At 63.5% G+C, this 24474-nt stretch carries 24 protein-coding genes and 1 pseudogene; 8 read left to right on the top strand and 17 right to left on the bottom strand.

Translation table 11 applies throughout. The annotated features are described in order from the left end of the window. Nucleotides 1–29 precede the first annotated feature (29 nt). The 8 genes from dapB to AC0L2A_RS31245 form a co-directional block, all read right to left on the bottom strand. Nucleotides 30–872 carry a 4-hydroxy-tetrahydrodipicolinate reductase gene (dapB, locus tag AC0L2A_RS31280; protein ID WP_473521854.1) on the bottom strand — a complete coding sequence of 281 codons (843 nt, stop codon included), beginning with the start codon at nt 870–872 and terminating at the stop codon, nt 30–32. After that, complete coding sequence (locus AC0L2A_RS31275) at nt 869–2737, bottom strand: ABC transporter ATP-binding protein (RefSeq protein WP_473612086.1); 1869 nt, start codon at nt 2735–2737, stop codon at nt 869–871. The genes dapB and AC0L2A_RS31275 overlap by 4 nt, the downstream gene beginning before the upstream one ends. 114 nt (nt 2738–2851) lie before the next feature. Next, nucleotides 2852–3871 carry a glucokinase gene (locus AC0L2A_RS31270; protein ID WP_473612085.1) on the bottom strand — a complete coding sequence of 340 codons (1020 nt, stop codon included), beginning with the start codon at nt 3869–3871 and terminating at the stop codon, nt 2852–2854. Between the two features lie 311 nt (nt 3872–4182). Next, nucleotides 4183–5292 carry a penicillin-insensitive murein endopeptidase gene (gene mepA, locus AC0L2A_RS31265; RefSeq protein ID WP_473612084.1) on the bottom strand — a complete coding sequence of 370 codons (1110 nt, stop codon included), beginning with the start codon at nt 5290–5292 and terminating at the stop codon, nt 4183–4185. Between the two features lie 10 nt (nt 5293–5302). Next, nucleotides 5303–5434: a hypothetical protein gene (locus AC0L2A_RS31260; protein ID WP_268931311.1), complete on the bottom strand. Its 132-nt coding sequence runs from the start codon at nt 5432–5434 to the stop codon at nt 5303–5305. Next, on the bottom strand, nt 5431–6333 hold the full coding sequence (locus AC0L2A_RS31255) for an SDR family oxidoreductase (protein WP_473612082.1): 903 nt from the start codon (nt 6331–6333) through the stop codon (nt 5431–5433). Before AC0L2A_RS31255 ends, AC0L2A_RS31260 begins: the two co-directional genes overlap by 4 nt. After that, entirely contained in the window at nt 6330–7490 is a 1161-nt protein-coding gene (queG, locus tag AC0L2A_RS31250; RefSeq protein WP_473612081.1) for a tRNA epoxyqueuosine(34) reductase QueG, read from the bottom strand. The genes AC0L2A_RS31255 and queG overlap by 4 nt, the downstream gene beginning before the upstream one ends. Continuing rightward, nucleotides 7471–8163, bottom strand: a complete 693-nt coding sequence (locus AC0L2A_RS31245; protein WP_473612080.1) for a glutathione S-transferase family protein — start codon at nt 8161–8163, stop codon at nt 7471–7473. Before AC0L2A_RS31245 ends, queG begins: the two co-directional genes overlap by 20 nt. Nucleotides 8164–8344: 181 nt before the next feature. Here AC0L2A_RS31245 and AC0L2A_RS31240 point away from each other — a divergent pair, with 181 nt between their 5' ends. Continuing rightward, nucleotides 8345–9151 carry an undecaprenyl-diphosphate phosphatase gene (locus AC0L2A_RS31240; protein WP_287221572.1) on the top strand — a complete coding sequence of 269 codons (807 nt, stop codon included), beginning with the start codon at nt 8345–8347 and terminating at the stop codon, nt 9149–9151. A 279-nt stretch (nt 9152–9430) separates the two neighbouring features. Beyond that, nucleotides 9431–9757, top strand: coding sequence for a hypothetical protein (locus tag AC0L2A_RS31235; protein WP_473612078.1), 327 nt, complete (start codon nt 9431–9433; stop codon nt 9755–9757). Nucleotides 9758–9773: 16 nt separating this feature from the next. Here AC0L2A_RS31235 and AC0L2A_RS31230 read toward each other — a convergent pair whose 3' ends face one another. The 4 genes and pseudogenes from AC0L2A_RS31230 to rsmI form a co-directional block, all read right to left on the bottom strand. Then, entirely contained in the window at nt 9774–11078 is a 1305-nt protein-coding gene (locus AC0L2A_RS31230; RefSeq protein ID WP_473612091.1) for a tetratricopeptide repeat protein, read from the bottom strand. Nucleotides 11079–11564: 486 nt separating this feature from the next. Further along, nucleotides 11565–11690 (bottom strand): annotated as a pseudogene (locus AC0L2A_RS31225) (winged helix-turn-helix domain-containing protein); the annotation flags it as partial. A gap of 389 nt (nt 11691–12079) precedes the next feature. Then, on the bottom strand, nt 12080–12457 hold the full coding sequence (locus tag AC0L2A_RS31220; protein WP_091592007.1) for a YraN family protein: 378 nt from the start codon (nt 12455–12457) through the stop codon (nt 12080–12082). Next, complete coding sequence (gene rsmI, locus AC0L2A_RS31215; RefSeq protein WP_473612077.1) at nt 12450–13397, bottom strand: 16S rRNA (cytidine(1402)-2'-O)-methyltransferase; 948 nt, start codon at nt 13395–13397, stop codon at nt 12450–12452. The genes AC0L2A_RS31220 and rsmI overlap by 8 nt, the downstream gene beginning before the upstream one ends. Nucleotides 13398–13563: 166 nt before the next feature. Between rsmI and AC0L2A_RS31210 the strand changes: the two genes are divergently transcribed. The 3 genes from AC0L2A_RS31210 (at nt 13564) to AC0L2A_RS31200 (ending at nt 16871) form a co-directional block, all read left to right on the top strand. After that, nucleotides 13564–13761 carry a hypothetical protein gene (locus AC0L2A_RS31210; protein ID WP_023803681.1) on the top strand — a complete coding sequence of 66 codons (198 nt, stop codon included), beginning with the start codon at nt 13564–13566 and terminating at the stop codon, nt 13759–13761. Between the two features lie 408 nt (nt 13762–14169). Then, nucleotides 14170–15075, top strand: coding sequence for an FHA domain-containing protein (locus AC0L2A_RS31205; protein ID WP_473612076.1), 906 nt, complete (start codon nt 14170–14172; stop codon nt 15073–15075). Between the two features lie 26 nt (nt 15076–15101). After that, nucleotides 15102–16871, top strand: a complete 1770-nt coding sequence (locus AC0L2A_RS31200; protein WP_473612074.1) for a caspase family protein — start codon at nt 15102–15104, stop codon at nt 16869–16871. Nucleotides 16872–16992: 121 nt separating this feature from the next. Here the strand turns inward: AC0L2A_RS31200 and AC0L2A_RS31195 are convergent, their stop codons facing one another. The 5 genes from AC0L2A_RS31195 to rph form a co-directional block, all read right to left on the bottom strand. Then, a complete protein-coding gene (locus AC0L2A_RS31195) occupies nt 16993–18396 on the bottom strand; it encodes a caspase family protein (protein ID WP_473612073.1) in 1404 nt (467 codons plus the stop codon). A gap of 137 nt (nt 18397–18533) precedes the next feature. Continuing rightward, complete coding sequence (gene hemW, locus AC0L2A_RS31190; protein WP_473612072.1) at nt 18534–19697, bottom strand: radical SAM family heme chaperone HemW; 1164 nt, start codon at nt 19695–19697, stop codon at nt 18534–18536. Further along, nucleotides 19694–20356 (bottom strand): RdgB/HAM1 family non-canonical purine NTP pyrophosphatase, encoded by a 663-nt coding sequence (gene rdgB, locus AC0L2A_RS31185; RefSeq protein WP_128169296.1) that lies wholly within the window; start codon nt 20354–20356, stop codon nt 19694–19696. The genes hemW and rdgB overlap by 4 nt, the downstream gene beginning before the upstream one ends. Further along, nucleotides 20356–20766 carry a VOC family protein gene (locus AC0L2A_RS31180; protein ID WP_473612070.1) on the bottom strand — a complete coding sequence of 137 codons (411 nt, stop codon included), beginning with the start codon at nt 20764–20766 and terminating at the stop codon, nt 20356–20358. Before AC0L2A_RS31180 ends, rdgB begins: the two co-directional genes overlap by 1 nt. A gap of 7 nt (nt 20767–20773) precedes the next feature. Next, nucleotides 20774–21490 (bottom strand): ribonuclease PH, encoded by a 717-nt coding sequence (rph, locus tag AC0L2A_RS31175; protein ID WP_023803674.1) that lies wholly within the window; start codon nt 21488–21490, stop codon nt 20774–20776. Between the two features lie 135 nt (nt 21491–21625). Between rph and hrcA the strand changes: the two genes are divergently transcribed. The 3 genes from hrcA (at nt 21626) to cysK (ending at nt 24329) form a co-directional block, all read left to right on the top strand. Beyond that, nucleotides 21626–22741: a heat-inducible transcriptional repressor HrcA gene (gene hrcA / locus AC0L2A_RS31170; RefSeq protein WP_027155899.1), complete on the top strand. Its 1116-nt coding sequence runs from the start codon at nt 21626–21628 to the stop codon at nt 22739–22741. Nucleotides 22742–22823: 82 nt separating this feature from the next. After that, complete coding sequence (locus AC0L2A_RS31165; protein WP_023803672.1) at nt 22824–23021, top strand: hypothetical protein; 198 nt, start codon at nt 22824–22826, stop codon at nt 23019–23021. 327 nt (nt 23022–23348) lie between these two features. Further along, nucleotides 23349–24329, top strand: a complete 981-nt coding sequence (gene cysK / locus AC0L2A_RS31160) for a cysteine synthase A (protein WP_023803671.1) — start codon at nt 23349–23351, stop codon at nt 24327–24329. Nucleotides 24330–24474 lie beyond the last annotated feature (145 nt).

Here is a 24474-nt window from a genome sequence, read left to right as displayed (position 1 = left end):
GCTCCTTCAGTTTGGTGGATGAGATCGTCTCAGGCGAGTCCGAGCACGTCGCGCATCGAATACAGACCCGGCTTCCTGCCGCGCGCCCACAGTGCGGCCTTGACCGCGCCGCGGGCGAAGATCGCCCGGTCCTCGGCATGATGAGCGAGCGTGATGCGCTCGCCGGTGCCGGCCAGCAGAACACTGTGGTCGCCGACCACCGAACCGCCGCGCAGCGTGGCGAAGCCGATCGAGCCGGTCTTGCGCACGCCGGTATGGCCGTCGCGCGACCGCACGCTGTTCCCGTCAAGGTCGATGCCGCGCCCGGCGGCGGCGGCTTCACCGAGCAGCAGCGCCGTTCCCGACGGCGCATCGACCTTGTGCCGGTGATGCATTTCCAGGATCTCGATATCGAAATCGTCGGCATCGAGCGCGCGCGCCGCCTGCTCCACCAGCACCGCCAGCAGATTGACGCCGAGGCTCATATTGCCTGACTTGACGATCGTCGCGTGGCGCGCCGCCGCCGCTATCTTTGCATTGTCGTCCGCCGAGCAGCCGGTGGTGCCGATGACATGGGCGATGCGCGCCTGCGCCGCATAGCCGGCGAATTCGACGGTCGCCGCCGGGCTGGTGAAATCGAGGACGCCGTCGGCTCTGGCGAAAGCCGGCAGCGGATCGTCGCCGATCACCACGCCGATAGTGCCGATGCCGGCCAGTTCGCCGGCATCCTTGCCGAGATGCGGCGAGCCGGCCCGCTCGATCGCGCCGGCGACGCGGGCGCCCGGAATGGTGTGGATGGCGCGGATCAGCGCCTGGCCCATGCGACCGGCCGCGCCGACCACCACCAGGCCCATTTCACTGACGGGCGGGTCGTTTGTGGCCGTACCGCTCATAAATTTCTCCCAATCGCTTTTTTCGCGCGCCGCAGCAGAGTTTGGATTGGCTTGCCGTCGTCGACAAGCCCCAGCCCCTTGTTGCCCTGCACCCGGTGGAACCGGGCATAGACGCTGTGCGGGTCGGCCATCAGCGAGGCATGCGTGCCTTGCTCGACCAGCCGGCCCTGTTCCAGTACGATGATATGATCGGCATTGACCACGGTCGACAGCCGGTGCGCAATGACGATGGTCGTGCGCCCCGCCATGATCTGGGTCAGCGCCTGCTGGACGCGCGCTTCCGCTTCGTTGTCGAGTGCTGAGGTCGCCTCGTCGAGCAGCAGGATCGGCGCCTGCCGCACGATGGCGCGAGCGATCGACAGGCGCTGGCGCTGGCCGCCCGACAGCGTCAGGCCGCCTTCGCCGACAGGGGTGTCATAGCCCTGCGGCTGCTGGCGGATGAAGCCATCGGCCTCGGCCTGTTGCGCGGCCAGTTCGATCTCGGCGTCGCTGGCGCTCAACCGCCCATAGCGAATGTTGTCGCGAATGCTGCCTTCGAACAGATAGGGCTGCTGCGAGACATAGGCGATGCAGCGGCGCAGCGACTGCTTGGTGACTTGCGAAATGTCCTGGCCGTCGACCTCGATGCTGCCCGCCTCGACATCGTAAAAACGCTGCAGCAGCGCCACCAGCGTCGATTTGCCGGCGCCCGAGGCGCCGACGATGGCCGTCATCTTGCCGGCGGCGGCAACGAAGCTGAGATCCTGCAGCACCGGGGCGTCGGCGACATAGCCGAACGACACATTGTTGAAGCGCACCTCGCCCCGGGTGATCTTCACTTCGGCCGCACCGGGCGCGTCGCCCTGCTGCGGCTCGAGGTCGAGCAACTCGTAGATCATGCGCGCATTGACCAGCGCCCGTTCCATGCCGACCTGCATGCGCGCCAGCCGCCGGACCGGGTCGTAGGCAAGCAGCAGCGCGGTGATGAAGGAAAACACCGCGCCGGGCGGCTGGCCGCCGACGGCTGCCCGGTAGCCGGAATAGGCGATGACGCCGGCGACGGCGAAACCGGCCAGCATGTCGGAGATCGGCGATAACCGTTCCGAGACGCGGGCGATGCGGTTCGCCCGCTGCTCGGCGCCAGCGACAAGATCGCTGATGCGGCGCGACAGCTCGTCCTCCAGCGTAAACGCCTTGACGATGGCGATGCCTTGCGTTGCTTCCTGCATGGCGCCGATCAGCCGCGCGTTTATCTGCACGGCTTCACGGGTGGCGCGCCTTATCCTGCGGGTCAGATAGACGACGGTGTAGATCAGTGGCGGCCCGATCAGCAGCGACATCAGCGACAGCATCGGATCCTGCCAGATCATGACGCCGATCAGCGCGATCAGCGATACGACGTCGCGTGCCAACGATGTCAGCGTCATCGACAGGAGGTCGCGGATGCCGTTGACGTTCTCGTTGATCTGGGCGGCCAGCCGTCCCGAGCGCGTGTCGTTGAAGAAATTGATGCCGAGCTTCATCAGATGGGCGAAGATGCGGCGCTGGTAGCGCGCCACCAGATTGTTGCCGATCCTGGCCAGCGTCACCGCCTGGCCGTAGGTGGCCAGCCCGCGCAGCATGAAGGCGCCAAGGATCAACAAGCAGATCAGCGCAATGAGATCGCCGCGCTGCTGGTAGAATATCTGGTCGACGACATCCTTCATGATCCAGGCGGTGAAGGCGGTCGTGGCCGCAACCATCACCAGGCACAGAACGGCCAGAACATAATACCAGCGATAGTCGCGGCCGTTCTCGGCGAGGATGCGGCGGATCACCGCCACGACCTCGCCGGGCCGGGCTTTGGCTTGGTGGTTTGGGGCTTGGGTGTTTGGCGACTGGCTCAAGTCGGGATCGTTCCGTGACGTCGGTCCGGCTCCGCGGCCGGGTTAATTCGGCAATCCTCTTAGCGCCCCGGTGCCGGCTTGCCTATGGCCGAGGCCGGCAAAAACTCTGTGGGGTCACGCCCGCCAGCGTCGCCCCGCCGTCTGGACGCCGAACAGCGATGGGTTTCTGGCATAGGCGGCAAGGCCGGAAAGCGCTGCCAGCGGATGGGTGATCACATAGACCGGCATGGTCCGCATCAATTCGCTGTGCGGCGCCTTGTCCTCGAAGGCGGCGCGGAAATTGCCTGACTTCAGCGCCGGCAGGATTTTCTGCGCGATGCCGCCGGTCAGGAAGACGCCGCCGCGGCTCATGAACACCAGCGCAAGGTCGCCGGCGGTGCGCCCCAGGCAGGTGACGAACAGCGACAGCGCTTCCTCGGCCACCGGATCCGACTTCGCCAGCGCCGCGGCGGTGACCTCGGCCGGCGTGGTCAACGGCGCCGGCTTGCCGTCCGCCTTGGCCACCGCCCGGTAGGCATTGACCAGGCCGCGTCCGGACAGGATCTGTTCGCCGGAGATTCTGCCCTCGAGCTTCTCGATATGCGCAAACACCTGGAAATCGCGCGGCGAGCGCGGCCCGATATCCATGTGCCCGCCCTCGCCGGGCACCGGGATCCAGTGGTTCAGCGCGTGCACCAGGCCGGCGACGCCAAGCCCGGTCCCGGGGCCGAGCACCACGCGCCCGGCATTGGGCTCCGGCGCATCGCCGCCGATCTTTTCCATATGCTCTTCGCCGAGCGCCACGACGGCCAGCGCCTGCGCCTCGAAATCATTGAGCACCACGACGTCGCCGAGGCCGAGGCTGGCAAACATTTTTTTCGGCTTGACGATCCACGGGCAGTTGGTGAGCGGGATCTCGTCGCTGTCGACCGGGCCGGCCACCGCCAGCACGGCGGAGCTGGGCCGCACCGACGAGCGGTCGAGCACCGCCGCCTGGATCGCTGAGTCGATCGTGTTGAAATTGGCGGTCTGGACGATCTGCGGTTCGGTTGGTTCCGAATCCGCGTCGAGCACGATCGAAAAGCGCGCATTGGTGCCGCCGATGTCGCCGATCAGGACCGGAAACTGCAGCACTGTGTCGTCGTCGCCTGGCATGCTCTCGTCCGTCCCGGTTCCCAGTGGCGTTCCGCCGTTCTTTTGTTGACTAGCGCATGACCCGGGAAAGGGAAAGTCGCTTCAGGGGAGAGCGTTGGCGCTGCCCCTCACCTGCCTGCCGGCATCCTCTCCCCGTATAGTGACGGGGAGAGGGACGCTCTCGATGGTTTCGCCAATCTCCAACGCTGCAAGAACGGCGCCAAGGCAGCGGCCAGCCCTTTCTCCCCGTCACTATACGGGGAGAAATGCCCGGCAGGGCAATAAGGGCGGCGCCGACCCCAACAGTTGGTTGTCTCCAACATTAGCTGGCCTCAGTACCCCGGCCGGGGTCGCGGCAGCGGAATGCCGATCTCGGGCGTTTCGGCGTAGGCGTTGGCCGTGGCCGGGAGGGCTGCCGCGCCGCTTGCCGATGCCCGCGCCGGCGACGGAGCCTTGGTGAGAACGGGTGCAGCCGCGACCGGCACCCCGTCCTCGCCATAATAGTCGCCATAATAGGTGACCGCCTCCGCCGAAGCCGGATTTGGCCCGTCGAGCACGGCCTGGCATGCTGCGGGCAGGCTCGCCATCGTCATCAGGTCGCGCGCTTTCGGCCTGTCCGGGTTCTTGTTGGGGCGCCACGGCTCCTCGGTGAACCACCATGCCAGCGACTGGTCGCAGCCGTCGCCTGGCGCGGTGTTTTCCTGCGCCTTGCATTTGGGCGAGCCGGGCTGGCAGCCGATGCGGATGTGGAAGTGATAGTCGTGGCCCCAGAACGGCCTTACCTTGCGCAGCCATCCACGGTCGCCCTTCACCGTGTCGCAGAGCTTCTTCTTGATGCCGGGATTGACCAGGATGCGCTCGACTTCCGCATAGCTTGCCGCGCGCTTCAGCAGCCGCGTATGCGCCGGTGCCCACAGCGCATCTTTCACCAAATGGGTCTTTTCATCGACAAGCAGGGTGGCGCTCATGTTTTCGCGCTGCTCGAGCGAAAGCTTGCGGTCGGGCATCGGCGTCAGCCAGATGTCGGCGTCGAGGCCGATCTGGTGCGAGGCATGGCCGGTCAGCATCGGGCCGCCGCGCGGCTGCGAAATGTCGCCGACCAAAAGGCCGGGCCAGCCATCGGCCGCGGCGTCGCGCGACAGTTTCTCGATCAGCGCGATCATCGTCGGATGGCCCCAGCGGCGGTTGCGCGAAGGCCGCATCACCTCCCATTTTGGGCCGTTCAGAGGTATGGCGACGCCGCCGGCAAAGCAGCCCTTGGAATAAAAACCGATCGACTGCGGCGCAGCCACGGCCGGCAGCTTTTTGGCGCCGAACAGGTTTTTCGCCAGCTCTTCGGCCGTCGCAGGTCGCGCTGCAAGCCCCGCCAAAGTGAGGACGGCGAGTGCTGCTAATGCATGTCGCCCAAAAGTGCGCAGCGGTTTTGGGACAACGACATGCATAAACAGAGATCTAAAGCGCGTTGCGACGCGCTTTAGCAGCAGCGATTTGCCGGGCAATGGTCGCTTCAACATCGTCATGAAAGCAGAACCCCTCTGCAAATTGGGTCGAATCATAGCACGCCCGGCGCGCGATTTCGATCACGACCGCTTCATCGGGCTGCGCGCCTCGCCGTCGCGCCAGTTACCCAAAACCCACATATGGTCGAAGGCCGACCGGTAGTCGGGAAAGCGGAAGCGATAGCCGGCCGCCTTGATCGCCGTGTTGGCGACACGCTTGTTCTCGCGATAGAAGGACCGCGCCATGGGCGAAAGTTGGGCGGTCTCGAACGGAATTTCCGGCGGTGGTGTGACGCCCATCAGCCCTGCGGCATAGGTGACGACGTCCTGCGGCGGCGCCGGCAGGTCGTCGGTGACGTTGAAGATGCCGCCGCTGGTGTCCTTGAGCAGATGCCAAAGCGCCCCCGCAATGTCGTCGCAATGGATGCGGTTGAACACCTGGCCCGGCTTGACCAGCCGCCGCGCGGTGCCGTTTTCCAGATTGACCAGGGCATTGCGGCCCGGCCCGTAGATGCCGGAAAGCCGCAGGATCGCCACCGGCCGGGCGATGTCTCGACCCAGCTTCAGCCAGTCCTGCTCGGCGGCGACCCGCAGCATCGAGCGCTTCGACAGCGGCCTGCATTCGGCGGTCTCGTCGACCCAGCCGCCGCCATGGTCGCCGTAGACGCCGACGGTGGAGAGATAGGCGATCCATTCGAGCGCCGGCATCTTCGCGATTGCCTGGCGCGCCGCATTCAGCACCGGGTCGCCGGCGTCTTCCGGCGCCACCGAGACGACCAGGTGGGTTGTTCTCTCGAGCGCGTCGCTGATTTCAAGCGTCAGCGCGCCATCGAAAAGCAGCGGCTGGATTCCGGCTTGCCGCAGCGCTTCGAATTTCTCCGCCGCGCGTGTCGTGCCAAGGATCGTGCCGGCATCCTTGCTGGCGCGGGCAAATGCCTTGCCCGAATAGCCGGCGCCGAAAATGAGGATCTGCTTCTCGCTCATGCATGCGCCTCGATCTGGTTTGCCAGCGCCAGGCGCCATTCGCGTCGCACGGCCTCGTCGCCTTCTGCTTTCACCGCAGCGGTGGCCGACTTGGCGAATTCCGAAGCCGGCACAAGCCGTGACAGCGCCCATACCGCTGCGCCGCGCACCAGCGGCGAGGCGTCACCGAGCAGCGCATGCACGGCGTTTCCGAGCGAGGGTTCGCCGGAATTGCCGGCGGCGATCAGCACGTTGCGGACAAAGCGGTCGCGACCGATGCGCTTGACCGGCGAACCGCTAAAGAACGACCGGAAGGAAGCGTCGTCGAGCGCCAACAGATCGGCGAGCGGCGGCTCGCGCAAGTCCGCGCGGGCGACGAGCTTTGCCTCGGACGCTGCCCGGGCAAACTTGTTCCATGGGCAGGCGGCCAGGCAATCGTCGCAGCCATAGATGCGGTTGCCGATTTTTTCGCGGAACTCGTGCGGGATCGGCCCCTTGTTCTCGATGGTGAGGTAGGAGATGCAGCGGCGCGCATCGAGCCGGTAGGGAGCCGGAAAGGCGTCGGTCGGGCAGGCGTCGAGACAGGCGCGGCAAGTGCCGCAATGGTCGTCTTCGGGCGTATCGGATGCAAGCTCGGCGGTGGTGAAGATGGTGCCAAGGAACAGCCAGGAGCCGTGCTCGCGGCTGACCAGATTGGTGTGCTTGCCTTGCCAGCCGAGGCCGGCGGCTTCTGCCAGCGGCTTTTCCATCACTGGGGCGGTGTCGACGAACACTTTTACGTCGCTCCCAGAGTGCCCCACGATCTTGCCGGCGATCTCTTTCAGCCGGCCCTTCATCACATCGTGATAATCGCGGTTCTGCGCATAGACGGAGATCGCGCCCCGCTGGCGCTTGCCCAGCACCGCGCGCGGGTCGTGGTCCGGCCCGTAGTTCATGGCCAGCACGATGATCGAGCGAACTTCGGGCCAAAGCGCCATCGGCTCGCCACGGCGTTCGAGCGTCTCGGCGATCCAGCCCATCGAGCCGTGGAAGCCGTCGGCGACGAATGCGGCAAGCCGGGCCGGCGCCTGCGGGATGGCATCGGGCGTGGTGACGGCAACGGCATCGAAACCGGCGCGCCGCGCCTCGCGGTCGATCAGCGCGCGCAGATTTTGCGCTCTAGAAATCGAGGTCCGCATAATGTGACACCGGCGACAGGCCGCGCACCCGGTCGGACAAAAGCGGCCGGAACGATGGCCGTGATTTCACCCGTGCATACCATTCGCGCGCGGCAGCGTGTTCGCGCCAGTCGATCTCGCCGAGATAGTCGAGCACGGACAGCGCAGCCGCAGCCGCGAGGTCGGCATAGGTGACCTTGCTGCCGGCCAGCCAATGGCGGGTGCCGGCCAGCCAGTTGGTGTATTTCATGTGCTGGCGGATGTTGGCGCGCGCGGCGCGGATCGCCGCCGAATCGGGCGAGCCGCCGCCCGCCGTTTCCGGCATGATCGGCTTCAGCACGCGCTCGCGCACCAGGTGCCGCGTCACCTCGCTATCGGCCTTGCTGAGATACCAGTCGGTCAGCCGGCGGATTTCGGCGCGCTCCATCGGGTCCTCGGCGAACAGCCGCTTGTCGCGCTTGAGCACGCCGCGCGTCTCGTCGAGATATTCGCCGATGACCATGGCGCCGACGATCGGCACGTCGCCCTCGGCAAGCAGGATCGGCAGCGTGCCGGCCGGGTTCAGCGCCAGGAACTCCTTGCGCCGCATCCACGGCTTTTCCTCGATCAGCACCAGTTCCTCGCCATACTCGCCGAAAGCGAGGCGAACGAAGCGGCAGGTGGCGAACATCGGGTGGTGGAAAAGCGTCAGCATGGTCCCGCGATAATAGAGCGCACTGGCAAATCGCCGGCTGCGCCGGTAAGTCTTGGCCGCCCCGATTCAGGGGGCCGCCCCGATTCAAAGGGCCGTCAGGGTGCTGCGACCTATAGGAGGAGTTCCGCGCCATGACAAGCAAGCCGTTCTTCAAAGCTCTCACTCGAACGCCGAGGTTTCCATGGAAAGCCAGACCATTGTCGAAGCGCTGCTGCTCGGCATGATCGAGGGCATGACCGAGTTCATTCCGGTCTCGTCGACCGGCCATATCCTGCTTGCCGGTCATTTTCTCGGCTTCCATTCGACCGGCAAGGCCTTCGAGATCCTGATCCAGCTCGGCGCCATACTGGCGATCCTCAGCGTCTATTTCCATCGCCTGTGGCAGATGCTGGTCGACCTGCCGCGTGATCGGGTGACGCGGCATTTCGTTCTCGGCATCCTCGTCGCCTTTCTGCCGGCGGCCGTCATCGGCGCGCTGGCGCATGGCTTCATCAAGACGGTGCTGTTTGAATCGCCGAGGCTGATCTGCGTCATGCTGATCATCGGCGGCCTGGTCCTGCTGTGGGTGGATCGCTTCAAGCCGAAGCCGCTCTATCACGACGTCGAGCGGTTTCCGCTCCGGCTCTATCTGCAGATCGGACTGTTCCAGTGCCTTTCGCTGATCCCCGGCACGTCGCGTTCCGGTTCGACGATCGTCGGCGCGCTGCTTCTGGGCGTCGACAAACGCGCGGCGGCGGAATTCTCCTTCTTTCTCGCCATGCCGACGATGGTCGGCGCCTTCGCCTTCGACCTGTTCAAGAACCGCAATGTGCTGACCAGCGCCGATCTGCCCATCATCGCCGCCGGTTTCGTCGCCGCCTTCGTCGCGGCGCTTATCGTCGTGCGCTTCCTGCTCAACTACGTCTCGCGCCACGGCTATTCGCTGTTCGGCTGGTGGCGGCTGGTTATCGGCACCGTCGGCCTGGCGGCGCTGTTCGTCCGGGGGTGAGGCGGCACGCTTGTTTTGTCGCCAAGGGCTCTATTTGTTCGTTTGGTCTAACAATGTCGGCTGATGGTGGGAGACGACCAGCGTAGACCCGCCCCTCCAACTGAAGCCGTCATCGCGGGGTCGTTCTCGCCCGCTTGAATGCATCTGATGGCCGAATCGACTGTGTTCACCACTCTTCAGAACTTTTTCACGCCGATATCATGACTTCGAACGAGCCCTCGCGTCCTCTCTCCCACGACGTTCCCACACGGTTCGGGCGTCGAACTGAGGAGATAAAGGATGATCAACCGCATCTTGGGAGTTCTCGTGATCGGCGCCGCGACCACCGCGTCCGCTGGTGATGGTCTGAGCCGCCACATTCTCGAACGGGCAGCAAGCTGTTGGCCTACGCAGACGGCGATGCGCGGGATCAGCTTCAGTGCAGATGTCCACGTCAGCTTCACCCGCGAGGGGCACGTCAGTGCCATCCAAATCGTCGATGTTGCGCCACAGACCGAGACGTTCAAGGGCTTGGCCAAGGATTTCGCGGACGCATTGAAGCGTTGTGGCCCGTACGCCACCGAAGGCATGAGCGAAATGAACCTCAATCTCTCATGGCCGCTGTAAACGCAGCGAAGTGCTGCTACTTCGCGACCGAGAATTCGTAACGCTTGACGCGAGACAGAAGTATGTATTCGTTCGGGGCTCCGGGCGTGACGCTCAGGTTGCGGAACACGGCGCCACAGCCCGTCAGTTTACGCGGATAGGCGGTGCACAGGCTGTCGCCCTGCACCCACATTCGACCGGTCACGACCTCCTCACCAACTGTTCGGGTCACGCTGCCGTCTGCCGCAATCACAGCATGGTAAGCCAAGACATCGGGCAGAACCTGGCGTCCCGTCAGCTCGTGTCCGATCATGAGATTACCGATGTCGACGCCATTCATCCGTTCAGCGGATTCGGGTTCCATTCCGGCAGGAAGCTCAGAAACCCCTGCCTTCCTCAAGCCATCGAGCAGGCGAACGATATCTTCCTGTCGCTTGTAGACGAAGAACTGCTGCGCGATCAGCAGGTTCGGCTGACCCTCCTGCCTTTCCGACAGCACGCTTCGGAGCTGCTCCAGGGCTGAGGCCGCTTCCGGCAGGCGATCGAGATGCGCAAGCGCTGCGACAAGAACATGCAGGCCGTAGAACTTCGTCCAGGGATTGGGCGACCGAACATCGACCTGCTCAAGCTGCGCGACCGCCTCCTCGTAGCGGCCCTGGCCGAACGCCGCCAAGCCAGCCTGATAGTGTCGCCACTCCGTCCACCCGGGATCGACGCGTAGGGCCGCCTCGAGAAAGGTTCGCCCCTCAGCCGGCCTGCCGTTGAAGATGAGGGCCTGGCTCAGCCCTTCGTAGGTCCAGGAATCGCTCGGGTCGAGCGCTATCGCCTTTTGCAGGGCAGCCACCGCCTCGTCGGACCTATGCTCCCGGACCAGAAGCTCGGAAATCAGCTGATAGTAACCGGGCGACGGATTTCCGGCAGCGATGGCCAGATTGCCGTAGAGCTCGTCGTCGATCTCGGTCCAACCAAGCCCTAGGGCCTGTCTCCTCGCGTCGTCGGCATCCCAGTGGAGCCATGCCAATTCCGCGGCCGCCGCGCCGAAATCGGCATCCAGCGCCAGGGCCTGGCGCAGGTAGCGAGATGCGTCCACGGTGCCTGATGGTGTATCCGTTCGTCGCGCCTCGATAGCGCGCCGAAAAGCCTGGTAAGCTTCCGGATCGTCAGTATCGCCGGACACGGCCAGGTTTGCTTTTCCCGGGACGAGCTTTAGCTGCAGCGCGGCGACAATCTGACCGGTCACCTGGTCCTGGAGCTTGAACACATCGCTGAATGGACCTTCGAACCGCTCGGCCCAGATCTGGCCAACCGTCGAGGCATCGACCAAGTGCGCATTGATGCGCACTTCATCGCCGAGACGTCGAACCGAGCCCTCCAGCAGGTAGCGGACGCCGAGCTCTTTCGCGATCTTCGCCGGCGGCAGACCGCTGTTGCGATATGCACGCGCGGCATTGTGCGAGACGACAAACAGGCCGGGAACGCGCGCCAGCTCTGTCGTCAGATCGTCCGCGAAACCGTTGGCAAGATAGGCCTGCTCCTCGGCTTCGCTGAGATTTGCGAACGGCAGAACCGCGATCGAGAGCGAGGTCGGCACTCCCGTATCAAATGTAGGCCTCCAGATGAACGCCGCGACTGCGGCAATGATTGCCAGTACAGCGCTTACAAATATCAGGCTTCGCCGGCTTTTGGTCTCGTGCTGGTCAGGATAGGCAGTGCCGTGAACCTGCGGGTAGCGATCGTGAGGTATGCCGGGCGCTTGGCTTTCGGGGACAAAGCGATATCCCCGTCGCGCGACTGTCTTGAGCAGGCTCTGCTTCTCGTCGCCGATGGCTTTCCTGATTTCGCTGATGCACTGGGAAAGACTGTTTTCCGTCACCGCGATGCCGGGCCAGACAGCGTCCAGGAGCTCCTCCTTGGTCACGACACGGTTGGCGTTGGCGACCAGATGCTTCAGCACCGCGAGCGATTGAGGCCTCAGCGGGACATCTTCACCATGCTCGCCGTGCAGGAGACCGGCGTCGAAATCGAACTCGACACCGTTTAGAACAAGGCTCGGGGGATTGACCAGGTTCAAGGCTGCTCTCGATCATCGTGCTGATCGTTCGGGCGGCATGTTGCTCGGCAGGCCGCCTTTGACTTGAGAATCGGCGCCTGTCGCCGAAAGTCAACCAGCGTTTGAAAGTCGGCGCTGCTTCCCGGGACGAAACCTTGGCGCTGCGATCGCAAACGTCCGGAAATTCACGACCGAGCCGACTGGCGCATCGACTTGGATTATGCCGCGATGGAGCGTTCTACGTGGAATGGTCAGTGCGCTGCGATCCGTATCCCACCGGCGACTTCCAGAGCCTAGCTCCGCCCGTAAAAAACATTCTCGACATGCACCGGCCAGCGCCACGGCAGCACCGCGACCATGTCGAAGCGCACCGACAATCTGCCATAGTCGGACTGGCGCGACAGCCAGAGATCGGCGGCGCTTTCGATGCGGCGCTCCGATTCGCAGCGAACAGCTTCCATCGCTTCCACCAGCGTGCGGCGAGCCTTCACCTCGACGATCAGCACCAGGTTGCCGCGCCGCGCTATCAGGTCGATCTCGCCGAACCGCGTGCGGTGGCGGCGGGCCAGGATCCGATAGCCCTTCACCATCAACGCCGCCGCAGCCAGCCACTCGCTGCGGTGGCCGCGCCGATAGGCGCGCTGGCGGCTGGCGACCGGGCGTTCAGCCATCGCTGTCTTTCCCGGTGTCGCCGTCTTTGCCGGTGTCGCCCTCTTTCCCACTATCTTTGAGTTCGAGCAGCCGCCGGTAAAGCGCCTGCTTCTGGCCGCCGGTCATCTTGGCGGCTTCCGCCGCCGCCTTGGAGGCCGGCATCTCGGCGGCAAGCGAAAGCAGAAGCCGGTCGATGTCCGCCGGCTCGTCGGCCGTTGCGTCCGACGGGCCGACGCAGATGACGATCTCGCCCTTCGGCGTGTCGGCCGCCGCGTAATGATCGGCGAGCGACTGCAAAGTGCCGGTCCGGATCTCCTCGAAGGTCTTGGTCAGCTCGCGGCCGATCGCGGCCTTGCGGGCGCCGCCCAGCGCCTCGACCATGGCACCGAGCGTCTCGGCCAGCCGCCGCGGCGATTCGAAGAAGATCAGCGTCGCCGGCACGGTTTTAAGCGCTTCCAGCCGGGTCAGCCGCTGGCCGGTCTTCACCGGCAGGAAGCCGGCGAACAGGAAGGCGTCGGAGGGCAGGCCGGAGGCCGTCAGCGCCGCGAGCGGCGCCGACGGGCCGGGGATCGGCACGACGCGAATGCCCTGGTCGAGCGCTTCGCCGACCAGTCGGTAGCCGGGATCGGAGATCAGCGGTGTACCGGCGTCCGAGATCAGCGCCACGCTCTGCCCTGCCAGCAAGGCTGCGATCAGCTTTGGGCCGGCCTCGCCGGCATTGTGCTCATGATACGCAGTGGTGCGGCGGCGGATGCCGTAGCGGTCGAGCAGCACGCGACTGACACGCGTGTCCTCGCAGGCGACGATGTCGGCGGCGGCGAGCGTTTCAAGCGCGCGTAATGTGATGTCGGCGAGATTGCCGATCGGCGTCGCCACCAGGTAGAGCGCCGGCTCGAGCGGCCGGGCCGGTATCTCGGTCTGGCCGATCACGTAGCTGCGTTTTGCCGACTCGCCGGTCACCGGTGTCCCCCGTCAGGCTCTGACCTTGAATGCATTCGGCTCTGTTTGGCACGGCTCACGCCGGGTTGCAAAACCCATGCCGAAGTGACGCGGCTGTCATGCCTTTGCCACACTGCGGAACGAAACCGTGCCCGGCGGATTTATGCCTGATCTCGGGAGGAGCAGGATGGACAGCCTCAAGATACAAGACGTTTTCGAACCCTACTATGCAGGCCGCAAGCGCTTTGCCGTGCGAAAGGACAAGGGCCTGCCTGCCAAAGCCGGCGCCGGCTCGGCTAAAAAGCCGCGAAAGCGTCGGCCGTCAAAGGCAACCAAGCTCGAGATCGAGCCCTCGACCGGCACCGGCAGCACGATGGAGCACTGACCAGACGATGCCCAATCGCTTCGACATTTTCATCACCCGCCTTGAAACCAAAAGCTCCCGCAATGGAGCGCCCCCACATCCGACAAGCGATCGATACCGTGCACGCCGCGACAAGGGCGAGGCCAAGCCGGCTCGCGACGGTGAGGCGGACGCCGAGAAAGACCACGCCAGGCGCCCCCCCAAGCACGACGCCTGACTACCGCGACCTTCGCGATTGGCCGAGACACCTCTCTCTAAAGCGTGGGGGAAACGCTCGGCCACATCATTCAGCCCGGATAGTTCGAGACGCGCGCTTCCAGCAGACGCTGGGTCCACGAACTCATCGTCCTCTGGAATGTCGCCAGCCTCTGTTCGTAACGTGCTAATATTGAATCTGCGTGCGCGCGCTTGAGCGTACGGGAGAGGGTCATGTCGGCGACTTTAACCGCACTGGGCAGCAGAGAGGCCTACAGGCTGGGAGATTTCAACCTGATTGGTCGTGGCGAACATTCCACCATACGCTTGGAAGACGGGGAAGTTTCGCGCCAGCATGCAACGATCCGGCGCGACGGCGCGAACTACTGGGTTGTCGATGTCGGCAGTGCCAATGGCAGCTATGTGAATGACGTGGCGCTCACAACCGCGCGTGTGCTGCACACCGGCGATCGCGTCCAGTTCGGCAGGTCGATTTTTGTTTTCGACCAGGGCACGACTGCCCCCGATCCCGATTCGCAAGTGGCGAACACAAAAACGCAATGGGGCAACCCGGCAGCCCCCAAGAGCCGGCCGGCCACGCTGTTCGTTGCTGATTTGAAGGAGTTTACCGCAATTAGCGCAAGGCTGTCCCCGGAACAGGTGGCGGCCCTCCTGGCCGAGTGGTACATGGACTGCAATATGATCTTGAAGCACTACGGTGCCTCGATCGACAAATTCATCGGTGATTGTGTATTTGCTTATTGGCACGAGACGGCAGCGGATGTCTGTGTCGCTGCGGTTCAGGCTGCTCAGGCGCTCCGCGCTGCGGAAGACGCGGCCACGTCGCCAACCCGAGTACTGGTCCGGGAACAACAAGACATCGTACTCGACAGCCGCATTGGCCTTCATGTGGGTGAAGTTGCTATCGGCGCTATGGGCAAAGGCATCAACACCGCGCTGGGCGATGCCGTGAATTTGGCCTTTCGTATTGAGGGATTGACGCGAAAACTGGACAAGCCGCTGTTGGTCAGCGCCCAGTTCGTCGAGCACTGGCCTGAAGGTAGTCAATATTTCAAGTCCTGCGGCTATCACGAGGTCAAAGGGCGCGCCGAGATGATCGAGGTATTCAGCCTAGAATAGTCGCGCCAGCAGTAGGAGAGGCAGCCATGGGGCTCAGAAATCTTCAGGCATTTCTATTTTTCTTGCTTCTGATGGTGCTGGGCTTTTCAGCGCCGCTACGCGCTGCTGAAGGTAAGCGCCTTGCGTTGGTAGTCGGGAATTCTGCCTACACGGCGACAACGCCGTTGGCGAACGCCGCCGCCGACGCCCGTGCCTTTACAGCGTTCCTGAAGGAAAACGGCTTCGAGGTAGACAGTCTGATCAACGTCGACCGGGCCGGTTTCGCTAGAGGACTCTCTACTTTTTCAAAGAAGATCGGGCCAGCCGACACCGCCTTGTTCTACTTCGCTGGCCACGGGATGCAGCTGAAAGGCGAAAATTTTCTGCTCGGGCTCGATGCCGAGCTGCTGTCGGAGTTTGATGTCGACGCCGAAGCCATCGCGCTGAATTCCATTATAGGCACTATGGAGCGGAAAGCCTCGCTGTCGCTTCTTTTCGTCGATGCCTGTCGCAATAATCCGATCGCCGACCGGCTGAATGCAAGCGTCGAAGGCGTCACCCGCGGCGCTGCGTTGAAGGGGCTGGCGCCTGTGGGTTCCACCGGCTCGGGAACGATGATCGCCTTCTCCGCTTCGCCTGGCCAGGTCGCCTACGATGGAGTCGGTGAGAATTCGCCTTTCACGACGGCCTTAGTTGAACATATGTCCAGCCCTTCGCTAGAGGTAGGTACGGCTTTCAAGCGTGTGATCCGCGATGTCCGCATAAAGACGAACAACCTCCAATCGCCGCAGATTGTCTCGAACATTGCCGCTGAATTTTACTTCAACGCCAGCGCGCCGGCGACCGCTGTCGCCGCATCCGATTTTCTCGCCCAGATAGATTTCGAAAAGGCCGAGCGCATTGCCACTGCACGCGGCTGGCAGCTTTACTTGGCCAAGCACCAATCCGGCTCTTTCTCCGACAGCGCTCGCGCTGCGCTGCGTCTGCTCGAAGGTGGCGGCGATGGCCTCGTGTCGCCGCAGGAAGCTGAACGCCGTATGAAGCTGACGCAGTCTCAACGCAAGGAAATCCAGCTGACGCTTTCCGACCTCGGATATGACATAGGTGCGGCGGACGGCAATCTCGGTCAAAAGACTCGCAGGGCGATCTCTCGATATCAGAAGGCGCTGGGGCTCACCGAGACTGGATACATCAATAGCGTCGTCGCCAGCAGGCTGGAGCTGGTTGGCGTCACGAGCACGGATTCCGTCGTATCTGCCGACGAGGCGCGGCTCTTCGACCCCGAGGATTTGAAAGGGCTCGAAACCGATGAGCGCACTATTCGCGCCGCGCAGTGCCTCAGGGGCAAAGAAATCATCTACGGCGAGTTTGGGAGCCGCCTCTATGTGGCAGTTTACGATCGCCACTCGTCTTGGCAGACCGCCAAATCTGCTGCCCAGCGGTGTGAAGCGCATCTGGCGGCGATCTCGTCAAAGGCGGAGAACGACTTTATTTACGGGCTGTTCGAGACTGATGAACGGATGTTCGAAACTGGCTTCGACGGAAGAGTGTCCTACAAGATGGGTCCGTGGATCGGCCTTGAGCAGGATCCGGGGGGGCGCGAGCCTCGTGGCGGCTGGCGATGGCTGACCGGCGAGGCAATGACTTACAACAATTGGCTTCCCAACCACCCCAACGAGCACAAGCAGGGTGATGATTTTGCGATGTTTTATGCTCATTTGGACGGCAACCGCGACACGGCCGATCTCAAGGCGAGCACGTGGGACGATATGGGTCCGCAAAACAGCTCGCACGGCTACATTATTGAGTTTCGATAGGATGAGGTGGAAGATGGGAGCGCCAGCATGCTCTCTGCTGCCGCTTACCGGTTCTCGCCGGCTTCAACACACGACCCGTGGCCGTGATCGGCGCCAGATCGGCAGCCTCTGCCGAGGCACGTCATTCGCAGATTGTAAGTCGATCGCGGCAGAAGCCGCTGCCCCGGCGAGCCCCGGCGGCCCGCGCTCTGACCCTGCACTCATCGTGGGTTTCTGCTCTGCAAACGCGAGCTGGCCGGCTCGCGCTCGGAGCAGCGGCGGCACGCTTCTGTTCCGTTGGCGATCGTGGCCGGGTGTTCGGGTTGTTCGCATTGCGGGGTTTTTCTATCGAATTCGGCCGGGCAACCACCGGACACACGCGCGCTGTGCTTCCTTCCAGTTTCTTCAAAGCAATTTCTGTCGGTTTCGCCATGTCGATCTCAGCGCCGGAGTAGCGAGCGAAACGGCGCAACGCCTCCTGGGTTCTTCCACCCCAGATGCCGTCTGGGTTTCCCGGATTACACCCAACGCGGCCAAGCTCGCGCTGTATCCGCTTCGCCAGTTCGTTCGGGGCATCTTCCTGGCCGGTGTCCGATTGATGATCTGCATTCTCCAACTGTTGAATTTGCAGTCTGGCGAGAGGCACAAACAGGCCGTCCGGGTACAGTCGAAGATAATCCTTTAACGCTCCGCTGCTTTTGGAGCCGCGGATTGAGGTCCACAACTCGATTTCCGTCAGGCTCGCATCTCGGCTGCTGTCGGCTGGCGAGACTGTCGTTGCGCCACGAGGAGGGGCAATGAAAATTTCCCTGCCAGGCAGCGATCCATACGTGAATGGTTCCTGCTTGCCGCCTGTCGCGGCCAGAACAGTGTCGCGAACCTTGCGAAACACGAATTGGATATCTACCCCGGGTTCACCCAAATGCGCCAACAGCCCTGCAGTGTAGGGACTGTTCCGTCCCCCTCCATCGAATGCGGTCGTACCTTCCTTCGCAGCGTACCCGACCAAGGTTCCGGCTGCCGGCTCAATCGCAGCCAAGCCTCTGCCAATGGAACGCGTTGCATTTGATCTGCGCATGGCCGCGATAAAAGGGTTGTCCCGGCAAGCATCAAGTAGAACCACTCGCACGCCGGAGACACGGGACAACGCGTTCATCACCAAATCGAGCGGGATTGCCTCAAACTCCACGTCGGAATCAGCGCTCAGGCTGACATCTGTAGGAACCAGAAAATTTCTATTCTCAACCTCAACCCCGTGTCCGGCGAAGAAGATTATTGCGAAATCTGCACCTTCCGCCTCGCGACCGAACTCCTGCAGAGCTTTCCTGAACGCGGTATGGTCCAAGTCCATCTTGCGAGATACTTTGAACCCTACCTTTGAGAGCAAGGCCGCCATGTCAGCAGCGTCATTGTTCGGATTGGGAAGTCTAGCCACCCGCTGATAGTTCGAATTGCCGATCACCAGCGCAACGCGTTTTTCAGCCCACGCCACCTCCAGCCCGCCGATCAGGGCAATGACAGCAAGCGCGATGTTGAAGAGGCGCATTTTAGCCCCGTGCTCTGCTTCAACCGCATATTAGCGGCACCCGACAGAAGCTTGACCAGTCAGGCCCACGCTTGCAAGTAAATATCGGTCGCGGATTGCAGGCTGGCCCGGCGCTGGGATATTCCTTCGTGCAAATATTACCGCGCCAGATCGGCCACTACGGCGTCCAGCACGATCATGCCGGCCGGCGTGGCGCGCAGGCGGGCATTGCCGATCGGCGCCACCAGCCCCTCGCCCTGCAGCATCGACAGCCGCGCCGTCGACAGGCCGCGGCCGGAAAACGCTTCATAGCGAGAGAGGTCGATGCCCTCGGCCAGCCTCAGCCCCATCAACAGGAACTCGTCGGCCTCTTCCGAGCGCGTCAGGATCTCGCCGCCGGTGACGCCATGGCCCTTTGCCTCGACCAGATTGGCCCAGGTTTCCGGCATTCGTTCGGCGATCGTCACCACGCGACGGCGGTTTTCGACGAAGCGGCCATGCGCGCCAGGACCGACGCCGACATATTCGCCATAGCGCCAATAGGTCAGATTGTGCCGGCTTTCGGCGCCTGATCTGGCGTGGTTCGAAATCTCATAGGCCGGCAGCCCATGCGCAGCGGTGATCTCCTGCGTCAGCGCATAGAGATCGGCGGCATGGTCATTGTCGGGAATAGCGAATTTCCTCGCCGCATGCAGCGCGTGGAACGGCGTGCCTTCCTCGATGGTCAGCTGGTAGAGCGACAAATGGTCGGCGGCGTGGCCGATCGCCTGTTCGAGTTCCGCCTGCCACGCTTCCGGCGTCTGGCCGGGCCGTGCGTAGATCAGGTCGAACGACAGCCGCGGGAAAATCTCACGCGCCAGGCCAATCGCATGCAGCGCTTCATCGACATTGTGCAGCCGGCCGAGAAAGCGCAAATCCTTGTCGTTCAGCGCCTGCACGCCGAGCGACACCCGGTTGACGCCTGCCGCCCGGTAGCCGCGAAAGCGCTCGGCCTCGACCGAAGACGGGTTGGCTTCCAGCGTCACCTCGATGCCGGCAGGCACCGTCCAGTTCTTCGCCACCGCGTCCAGCACCGTCGCCACGGTTTGCGGCTTCATCAGTGATGGCGTGCCGCCGCCGAGAAAAATGCTGGTCACCTCGCGCGGTCCGGTGCGGTTGCGCATCGTCGCAAGCTCGGTCTCGAAGGCGCGCGCGAAACGCTCCTGGTCGACCGGCTGGTGGCGGACATGGCTGTTGAAGTCGCAATAGGGGCACTTGGTCGCGCAGAACGGCCAGTGCACGTAGACGCCGAAACCGGGGCTGCGGTCGAGCAGCATGGTCATTTCACCGCCGATCGCGCCAAATCCAGTCTGGCCTGTGCGAATTTCTGGAAGGCGCGAGCCCGATGCGACAATGCCGTCGGCTGGCCGGGCTTCCAGCCATGTTTCTCCTCTGCGGTCATCTCGCCAAAAGTCTTTTGGAAACCGTCCGGCACGAACACCGGGTCGTAGCCGAAGCCGAGTTCGCCGCGCGGCGGCCATACCAGCGTGCCCTCGACTTCGCCACGGAAATATTCGGCCGCGCCGTCGGGAAAGGCCAGGCAGATGACGGCGACGAAGCGGCCCTTGCGCTGCGCTGGATCAACCGCGCCGATTTCCTGCAACGCCACTTCGGCTCGCTGCATCGCCATGCCGAAGTCGCGGCTCCCGTCGGGCGCCTCGGCCCAGTTGGCGGTGTAGACGCCGGGCGCTCCGCCCAGCGCATCGACACACAGGCCGGAATCGTCCGACAATGCCGGCAGGCCTGTCGCCTTGGCGGCGGCAAAGGCCTTGATATAGGCGTTCTCCTCGAAGGTGGTGCCGGTCTCGTCCGGCTCCGGCAGGCCATATTCCTTGGCCGACTTCGCTTCTATGCCGAACGGCGCCATCAGATCGGCGAATTCGCGCAATTTGCCGGCATTGTGGCTAGCGACAACGATCTCATGTCCATCAAGCGAATGCATCAGATGCCCCAGATTCTTGGTTCGGCGAATTCGATCGAATTGCCGGAGGGGTCGCGAATATAGATCGAGCGGCCACCCTGCGGCCATTCGAACTCGCTTTCGATGGCGATTTTCTTTCGCTCAAGATGCGCTCTCCAGCGCACGATCTCGTCCGCGCTCGCCGCAAAGCAGAGATGGCCGTCGCCGACCGTGCCGTGCGGCGGCACTTTCAGCCTGGCATCGGGCGCCGGCGGCACCTTGGTCGCCTCGGCGTTGAAGATGAGCAGCACGCCGTCCCCGCAACGGAAGAAAAGATGCCTGCCGTCGACCTTGCCCAGCAGATCGAGCCCGAGCACATCGGTGTAGAATTTTTCCGCGGCACCGAGGTCGGTCACGTAGAGCGCTGATTCGAGGATGGCAGAGGGAGTCATGACAGGGTTAAGCTACAGCCATCTGCTGCAGGCTGACCAGTCGCGCAATGCCTTTCTTGGCCAATTCCATCAGCGCCGCAAATTGCTCTTCCGAGAAAGGCTCGCCCTCGGCCGTGCCTTGTATCTCGACGATGCCGCCCTTGCCGGTCATGACGAAATTGGCGTCAGTGCCGGCCGATGAATCCTCGAGATAGTCGAGGTCGATGACCGGCTGGCCGTCGTGGATGCCGCAGGAGATAGCCGCGACATGGTCCTTCAGCACCTTGGCGACGCTGGCCATCTGCCGGGCTTCCATCCAGCGCAGGCAGTCGTAAAGCGCCACCCAGCCGCCGGTGATCGAGGCGGTGCGCGTGCCGCCATCGGCCTGGATCACGTCGCAGTCGACGGTGATCTGCTGCTCACCCAGCGCCTGCAGATCGACCACTGCGCGCAGCGAACGGCCGATCAGCCTCTGGATTTCCAGCGTGCGGCCGCCTTGCTTGCCAGCCGAAGCCTCGCGGCGCATGCGCTCGCCGGTCGAGCGCGGCAGCATGCCGTATTCCGCCGTCACCCAGCCCTTGCCGGAATTGCGCATCCAGCCCGGCACCTTTTCCTCGAGGCTGGCGGTGCACAGCACGTGGGTGTCGCCGAACTTCACCAGGCACGAGCCTTCCGCGTGCTTGGAGACGCCGCGCTCAAAGGAGATGGCGCGCATTTCGTCGAATTGGCGTTTGGAAGGGCGCATTCAGGCTTCTTTCTTGTCGTTTTAGGAGTCGTGGCCGGCTTGTAGCCGCACGCGACGAGAGGCGCAAAGGAAAATGGACCAGTTGCGCGGGCGCGGCCGATGTCTATATCCTTGGGCCGGAGGTATTTGGCTCGAATGACCAAGGCAGTCGATCCCGGTTCCCAGTCGGCGGCAGCGCTCCAATCCCCCGCGCTTCAATCGCCCGCGCTTCAATCGCTCGACATGCGCTCGCGCGACATCTTTCGGCGCATTGTCGATTCCTATCTGAAGGACGGCGAGCCGGTCGGCTCGCGCAGCCTGTCGCGTATCCTGCCGTCTTCGCTGTCGCCGGCCACCATCCGCAATGTGATGAGCGATCTCGAGCATCTCGGCCTGATCTACGCGCCGCATATCTCGGCCGGCCGATTGCCGACTCAGGCCGGCCTGCGCTTCTTCGTCGATGCCTTCATGGAGCTTGGCGATCTCTCCGACGAGGAGCGCCGCACCATCGAGGCGCAGGTGCGCGCCTCCGGCTCTGGTGCGACGCTGGAGCACATGCTCACCGAGGCCAGCCAGATGCTGTCCGGCATGTCGCGCGGCGCCGGCCTCGTGCTTGCCGCCAAGAACGAGGTGGCGCTCAAGCATATCGAATTCATCCAGCTCGAGCCGAACAAGGCGCTGGCCGTGCTTGTGTCGCAGAACGGCGACGTCGAAAACCGCGTCGTCGACCTGCCCGCTGGCATCACCGTCTCGCAACTGCACGAAGCCTCGAATTTCCTCAACGCCCATATCCGCGGTCGCACGCTGGCCGAGGCGCGGGTCGAGATCGCCCGCATCAAGGAAGAGACCAGGGCCGCCCTCGACACGCTGTCGCAGGATTTGGTCGAGAAGGGCCTTGCTGTCTGGGCAGGCGCCGAGAGCGGCTTGCCGGCGCGTCTCATCGTGCGCGGCCGCGCCAATCTGCTAGAAAATGTCACCGCCCAGGCCGACATCGAGCTGCTGCGGCATTTGTTCGAGGATCTGGAGACGCAGGACGGGCTGATCCAGCTTCTCGACCTCGCCGAGGAAGGCTCCGGCGTGCGCATCTTCATCGGCTCGGAAAACAAGCTGTTTTCGCTGTCGGGGTCGTCTCTGGTCGTGGCGCCCTATCGCGACAAGGACGCCCGCGTCATCGGCGCTCTCGGCGTCATCGGCCCGACCCGGCTGAACTATGCACGCATCGTGCCGATGGTCGACTATACCGCGCAGCTTATTTCCCGCATGCTGCGATAATGCATATCGCCCAAAAAACCGATGCGTGTCGCACGGATCCCTTCTAACGCGACACGCTTTAGGGAACCTCAAGGAGAAAAAAATGGCGCTGGAATCATTCAAGGCTCAGATCAGCCTGTTGCTCGAGCAGATGATCAACCAGCCCGAGGATCAGCATGAAGTACAGGAGCAGTTGCGCGAAAAGCTGGGGGAGATGCGCGCCATGGGCCTGCCGCTGCCGGCCGATCTCGTCGCGCTGGAAAAGCGCCTCGACGACGATTTCTACGCCGCCGGGAACTGACCCCGAAAGGTGCAAGGACGGCTAGCCGACCGGCGAACATGAGGATCTCATGACCGGCTTCGCCGTCTCCGGCGACGCGGTCTGGGGCCGACTGGCAAGTGTTGCGATGCCCGGAGGACGGCGCTGGCTATCGCGGAGGACGGCGCCGGTTGCATCTGGCGCGTCACCTGCGGGCGAGGATGTATTCAGCATGCGACCCAGCGGATATTTTCAAACGGCAGACTAGCTTGCGCGGCCGAAGGCTTTATCCTGCCTGGTCGAGACTTAGTTGCCTGACTCACTTAATTGCCTGACCCTTGCCCATCTGACCTCTTGGGAGCGAAACCAATGAACAAGCCCGCCACCACCGTGCCTGTGCCCGGCCGCGGCCGCATCTACAATTCGATCACCGAGACGATCGGCGACACGCCGCTGGTGCGGCTCGACAAGTTCGCCGGGGAAAAGGGCGTCGTCGCCAATCTGCTGGCCAAGCTCGAATTCTTCAACCCGATCGGCTCGGTCAAGGATCGCATCGGGGTCTCGATGATCGAGGCGCTGGAGGCATCGGGCAGGATCGCGCCCGGCAGGACCACGCTGATCGAGCCAACCTCGGGCAACACCGGCATTGCGCTCGCCTTCGCCGCCGCCGCCAAGGGCTACAAGCTGATCCTGACCATGCCGGAAACCATGTCGGTCGAACGCCGCAAGATGCTGGCGCTGCTCGGCGCCGAACTGGTGCTGACCGAAGGGCCGAAAGGCATGAAAGGCGCCATCGCCAAGGCCGACGAACTGGCCGCGACGCTGCCCGACGCCATCATTCCGCAGCAGTTCGAAAATCCCGCCAATCCGGAAATTCACCGCCGCACCACAGCCGAGGAAATCTGGAACGACACTCATGGCGAAGTCGACATCTTCGTCGCCGGCATCGGCACCGGCGGCACCATCACCGGCGTCGGCCAGGTGCTGAAGCAGCGCAAGCCCTCCGTGCATGTCGTCGCTGTCGAGCCGGAAGCCTCGCCGGTGCTGTCGGGCGGCCAGCCCGGTCCGCACAAGATCCAAGGCATCGGCGCCGGCTTCGCGCCGAAGATCCTCGACACGACCATCTATGACGAGATCGTCAAGGTCTCCAACGAGGATTCGGTCGCCAATGCGCGGCTTGTCGCCCGCCTCGAAGGCGTGCCGGTCGGCATCTCGTCGGGCGCTGCCCTGCAGGCGGCGATCGTCGTCGGCTCGCGGCCGGAGAACGAGGGCAAGAACCTGGTGGTCGTTATTCCGTCCTTCGCCGAACGCTATCTGTCGACGATCCTGTTCGAAGGGCTGGGGGCTTAGGGCATATTTGTGCCGGCCTGCGGTTGCGGTTTCCTGCGCTTCCGTAGCGCCCGCTAATTGTCGAAGCCGGCGCCGCCCCTCATTGCCCTGCCCGTCCTCCGCAGCAGCTGCGGAGGGTGGACCGGGCATTTCTCCCCGTAAACGG

The sequence above is a fragment of the Mesorhizobium sp. WSM4844 genome (assembly GCF_055811775.1).
The sequence above is the reverse complement of the archived record's forward strand: the minus strand, read 5'-3'. Positions and strand labels throughout refer to the sequence as shown.

Excerpts from the sequence above, each read along its gene's own strand:
- AC0L2A_RS31200 (WP_473612074.1), top strand. The coding sequence starts at position 15,102 with ATGGGGCTCAGAAATCTTCAGGCATTTCTATTTTTCTTGCTTCTGATG.
- AC0L2A_RS31270 (WP_473612085.1), bottom strand. The coding sequence starts at position 3,871 with ATGCCAGGCGACGACGACACAGTGCTGCAGTTTCCGGTCCTGATCGGC.
- mepA (WP_473612084.1), bottom strand. The coding sequence starts at position 5,292 with ATGCATGTCGTTGTCCCAAAACCGCTGCGCACTTTTGGGCGACATGCA.
- AC0L2A_RS31240 (WP_287221572.1), top strand. The coding sequence starts at position 8,345 with ATGGAAAGCCAGACCATTGTCGAAGCGCTGCTGCTCGGCATGATCGAG.
- hrcA (WP_027155899.1), top strand. The coding sequence starts at position 21,626 with ATGACCAAGGCAGTCGATCCCGGTTCCCAGTCGGCGGCAGCGCTCCAA.
- cysK (WP_023803671.1), top strand. The coding sequence starts at position 23,349 with ATGAACAAGCCCGCCACCACCGTGCCTGTGCCCGGCCGCGGCCGCATC.
- AC0L2A_RS31195 (WP_473612073.1), bottom strand. The coding sequence starts at position 18,396 with ATGCGCCTCTTCAACATCGCGCTTGCTGTCATTGCCCTGATCGGCGGG.
- dapB (WP_473521854.1), bottom strand. The coding sequence starts at position 872 with ATGAGCGGTACGGCCACAAACGACCCGCCCGTCAGTGAAATGGGCCTG.
- rdgB (WP_128169296.1), bottom strand. The coding sequence starts at position 20,356 with ATGCATTCGCTTGATGGACATGAGATCGTTGTCGCTAGCCACAATGCC.
- AC0L2A_RS31180 (WP_473612070.1), bottom strand. The coding sequence starts at position 20,766 with ATGACTCCCTCTGCCATCCTCGAATCAGCGCTCTACGTGACCGACCTC.
- AC0L2A_RS31210 (WP_023803681.1), top strand. The coding sequence starts at position 13,564 with ATGGACAGCCTCAAGATACAAGACGTTTTCGAACCCTACTATGCAGGC.
- AC0L2A_RS31220 (WP_091592007.1), bottom strand. The coding sequence starts at position 12,457 with ATGGCTGAACGCCCGGTCGCCAGCCGCCAGCGCGCCTATCGGCGCGGC.
- AC0L2A_RS31165 (WP_023803672.1), top strand. The coding sequence starts at position 22,824 with ATGGCGCTGGAATCATTCAAGGCTCAGATCAGCCTGTTGCTCGAGCAG.
- AC0L2A_RS31245 (WP_473612080.1), bottom strand. The coding sequence starts at position 8,163 with ATGCTGACGCTTTTCCACCACCCGATGTTCGCCACCTGCCGCTTCGTT.
- hemW (WP_473612072.1), bottom strand. The coding sequence starts at position 19,697 with ATGACCATGCTGCTCGACCGCAGCCCCGGTTTCGGCGTCTACGTGCAC.
- rph (WP_023803674.1), bottom strand. The coding sequence starts at position 21,490 with ATGCGCCCTTCCAAACGCCAATTCGACGAAATGCGCGCCATCTCCTTT.
- AC0L2A_RS31255 (WP_473612082.1), bottom strand. The coding sequence starts at position 6,333 with ATGAGCGAGAAGCAGATCCTCATTTTCGGCGCCGGCTATTCGGGCAAG.
- queG (WP_473612081.1), bottom strand. The coding sequence starts at position 7,490 with ATGCGGACCTCGATTTCTAGAGCGCAAAATCTGCGCGCGCTGATCGAC.
- AC0L2A_RS31205 (WP_473612076.1), top strand. The coding sequence starts at position 14,170 with ATGTCGGCGACTTTAACCGCACTGGGCAGCAGAGAGGCCTACAGGCTG.
- AC0L2A_RS31235 (WP_473612078.1), top strand. The coding sequence starts at position 9,431 with ATGATCAACCGCATCTTGGGAGTTCTCGTGATCGGCGCCGCGACCACC.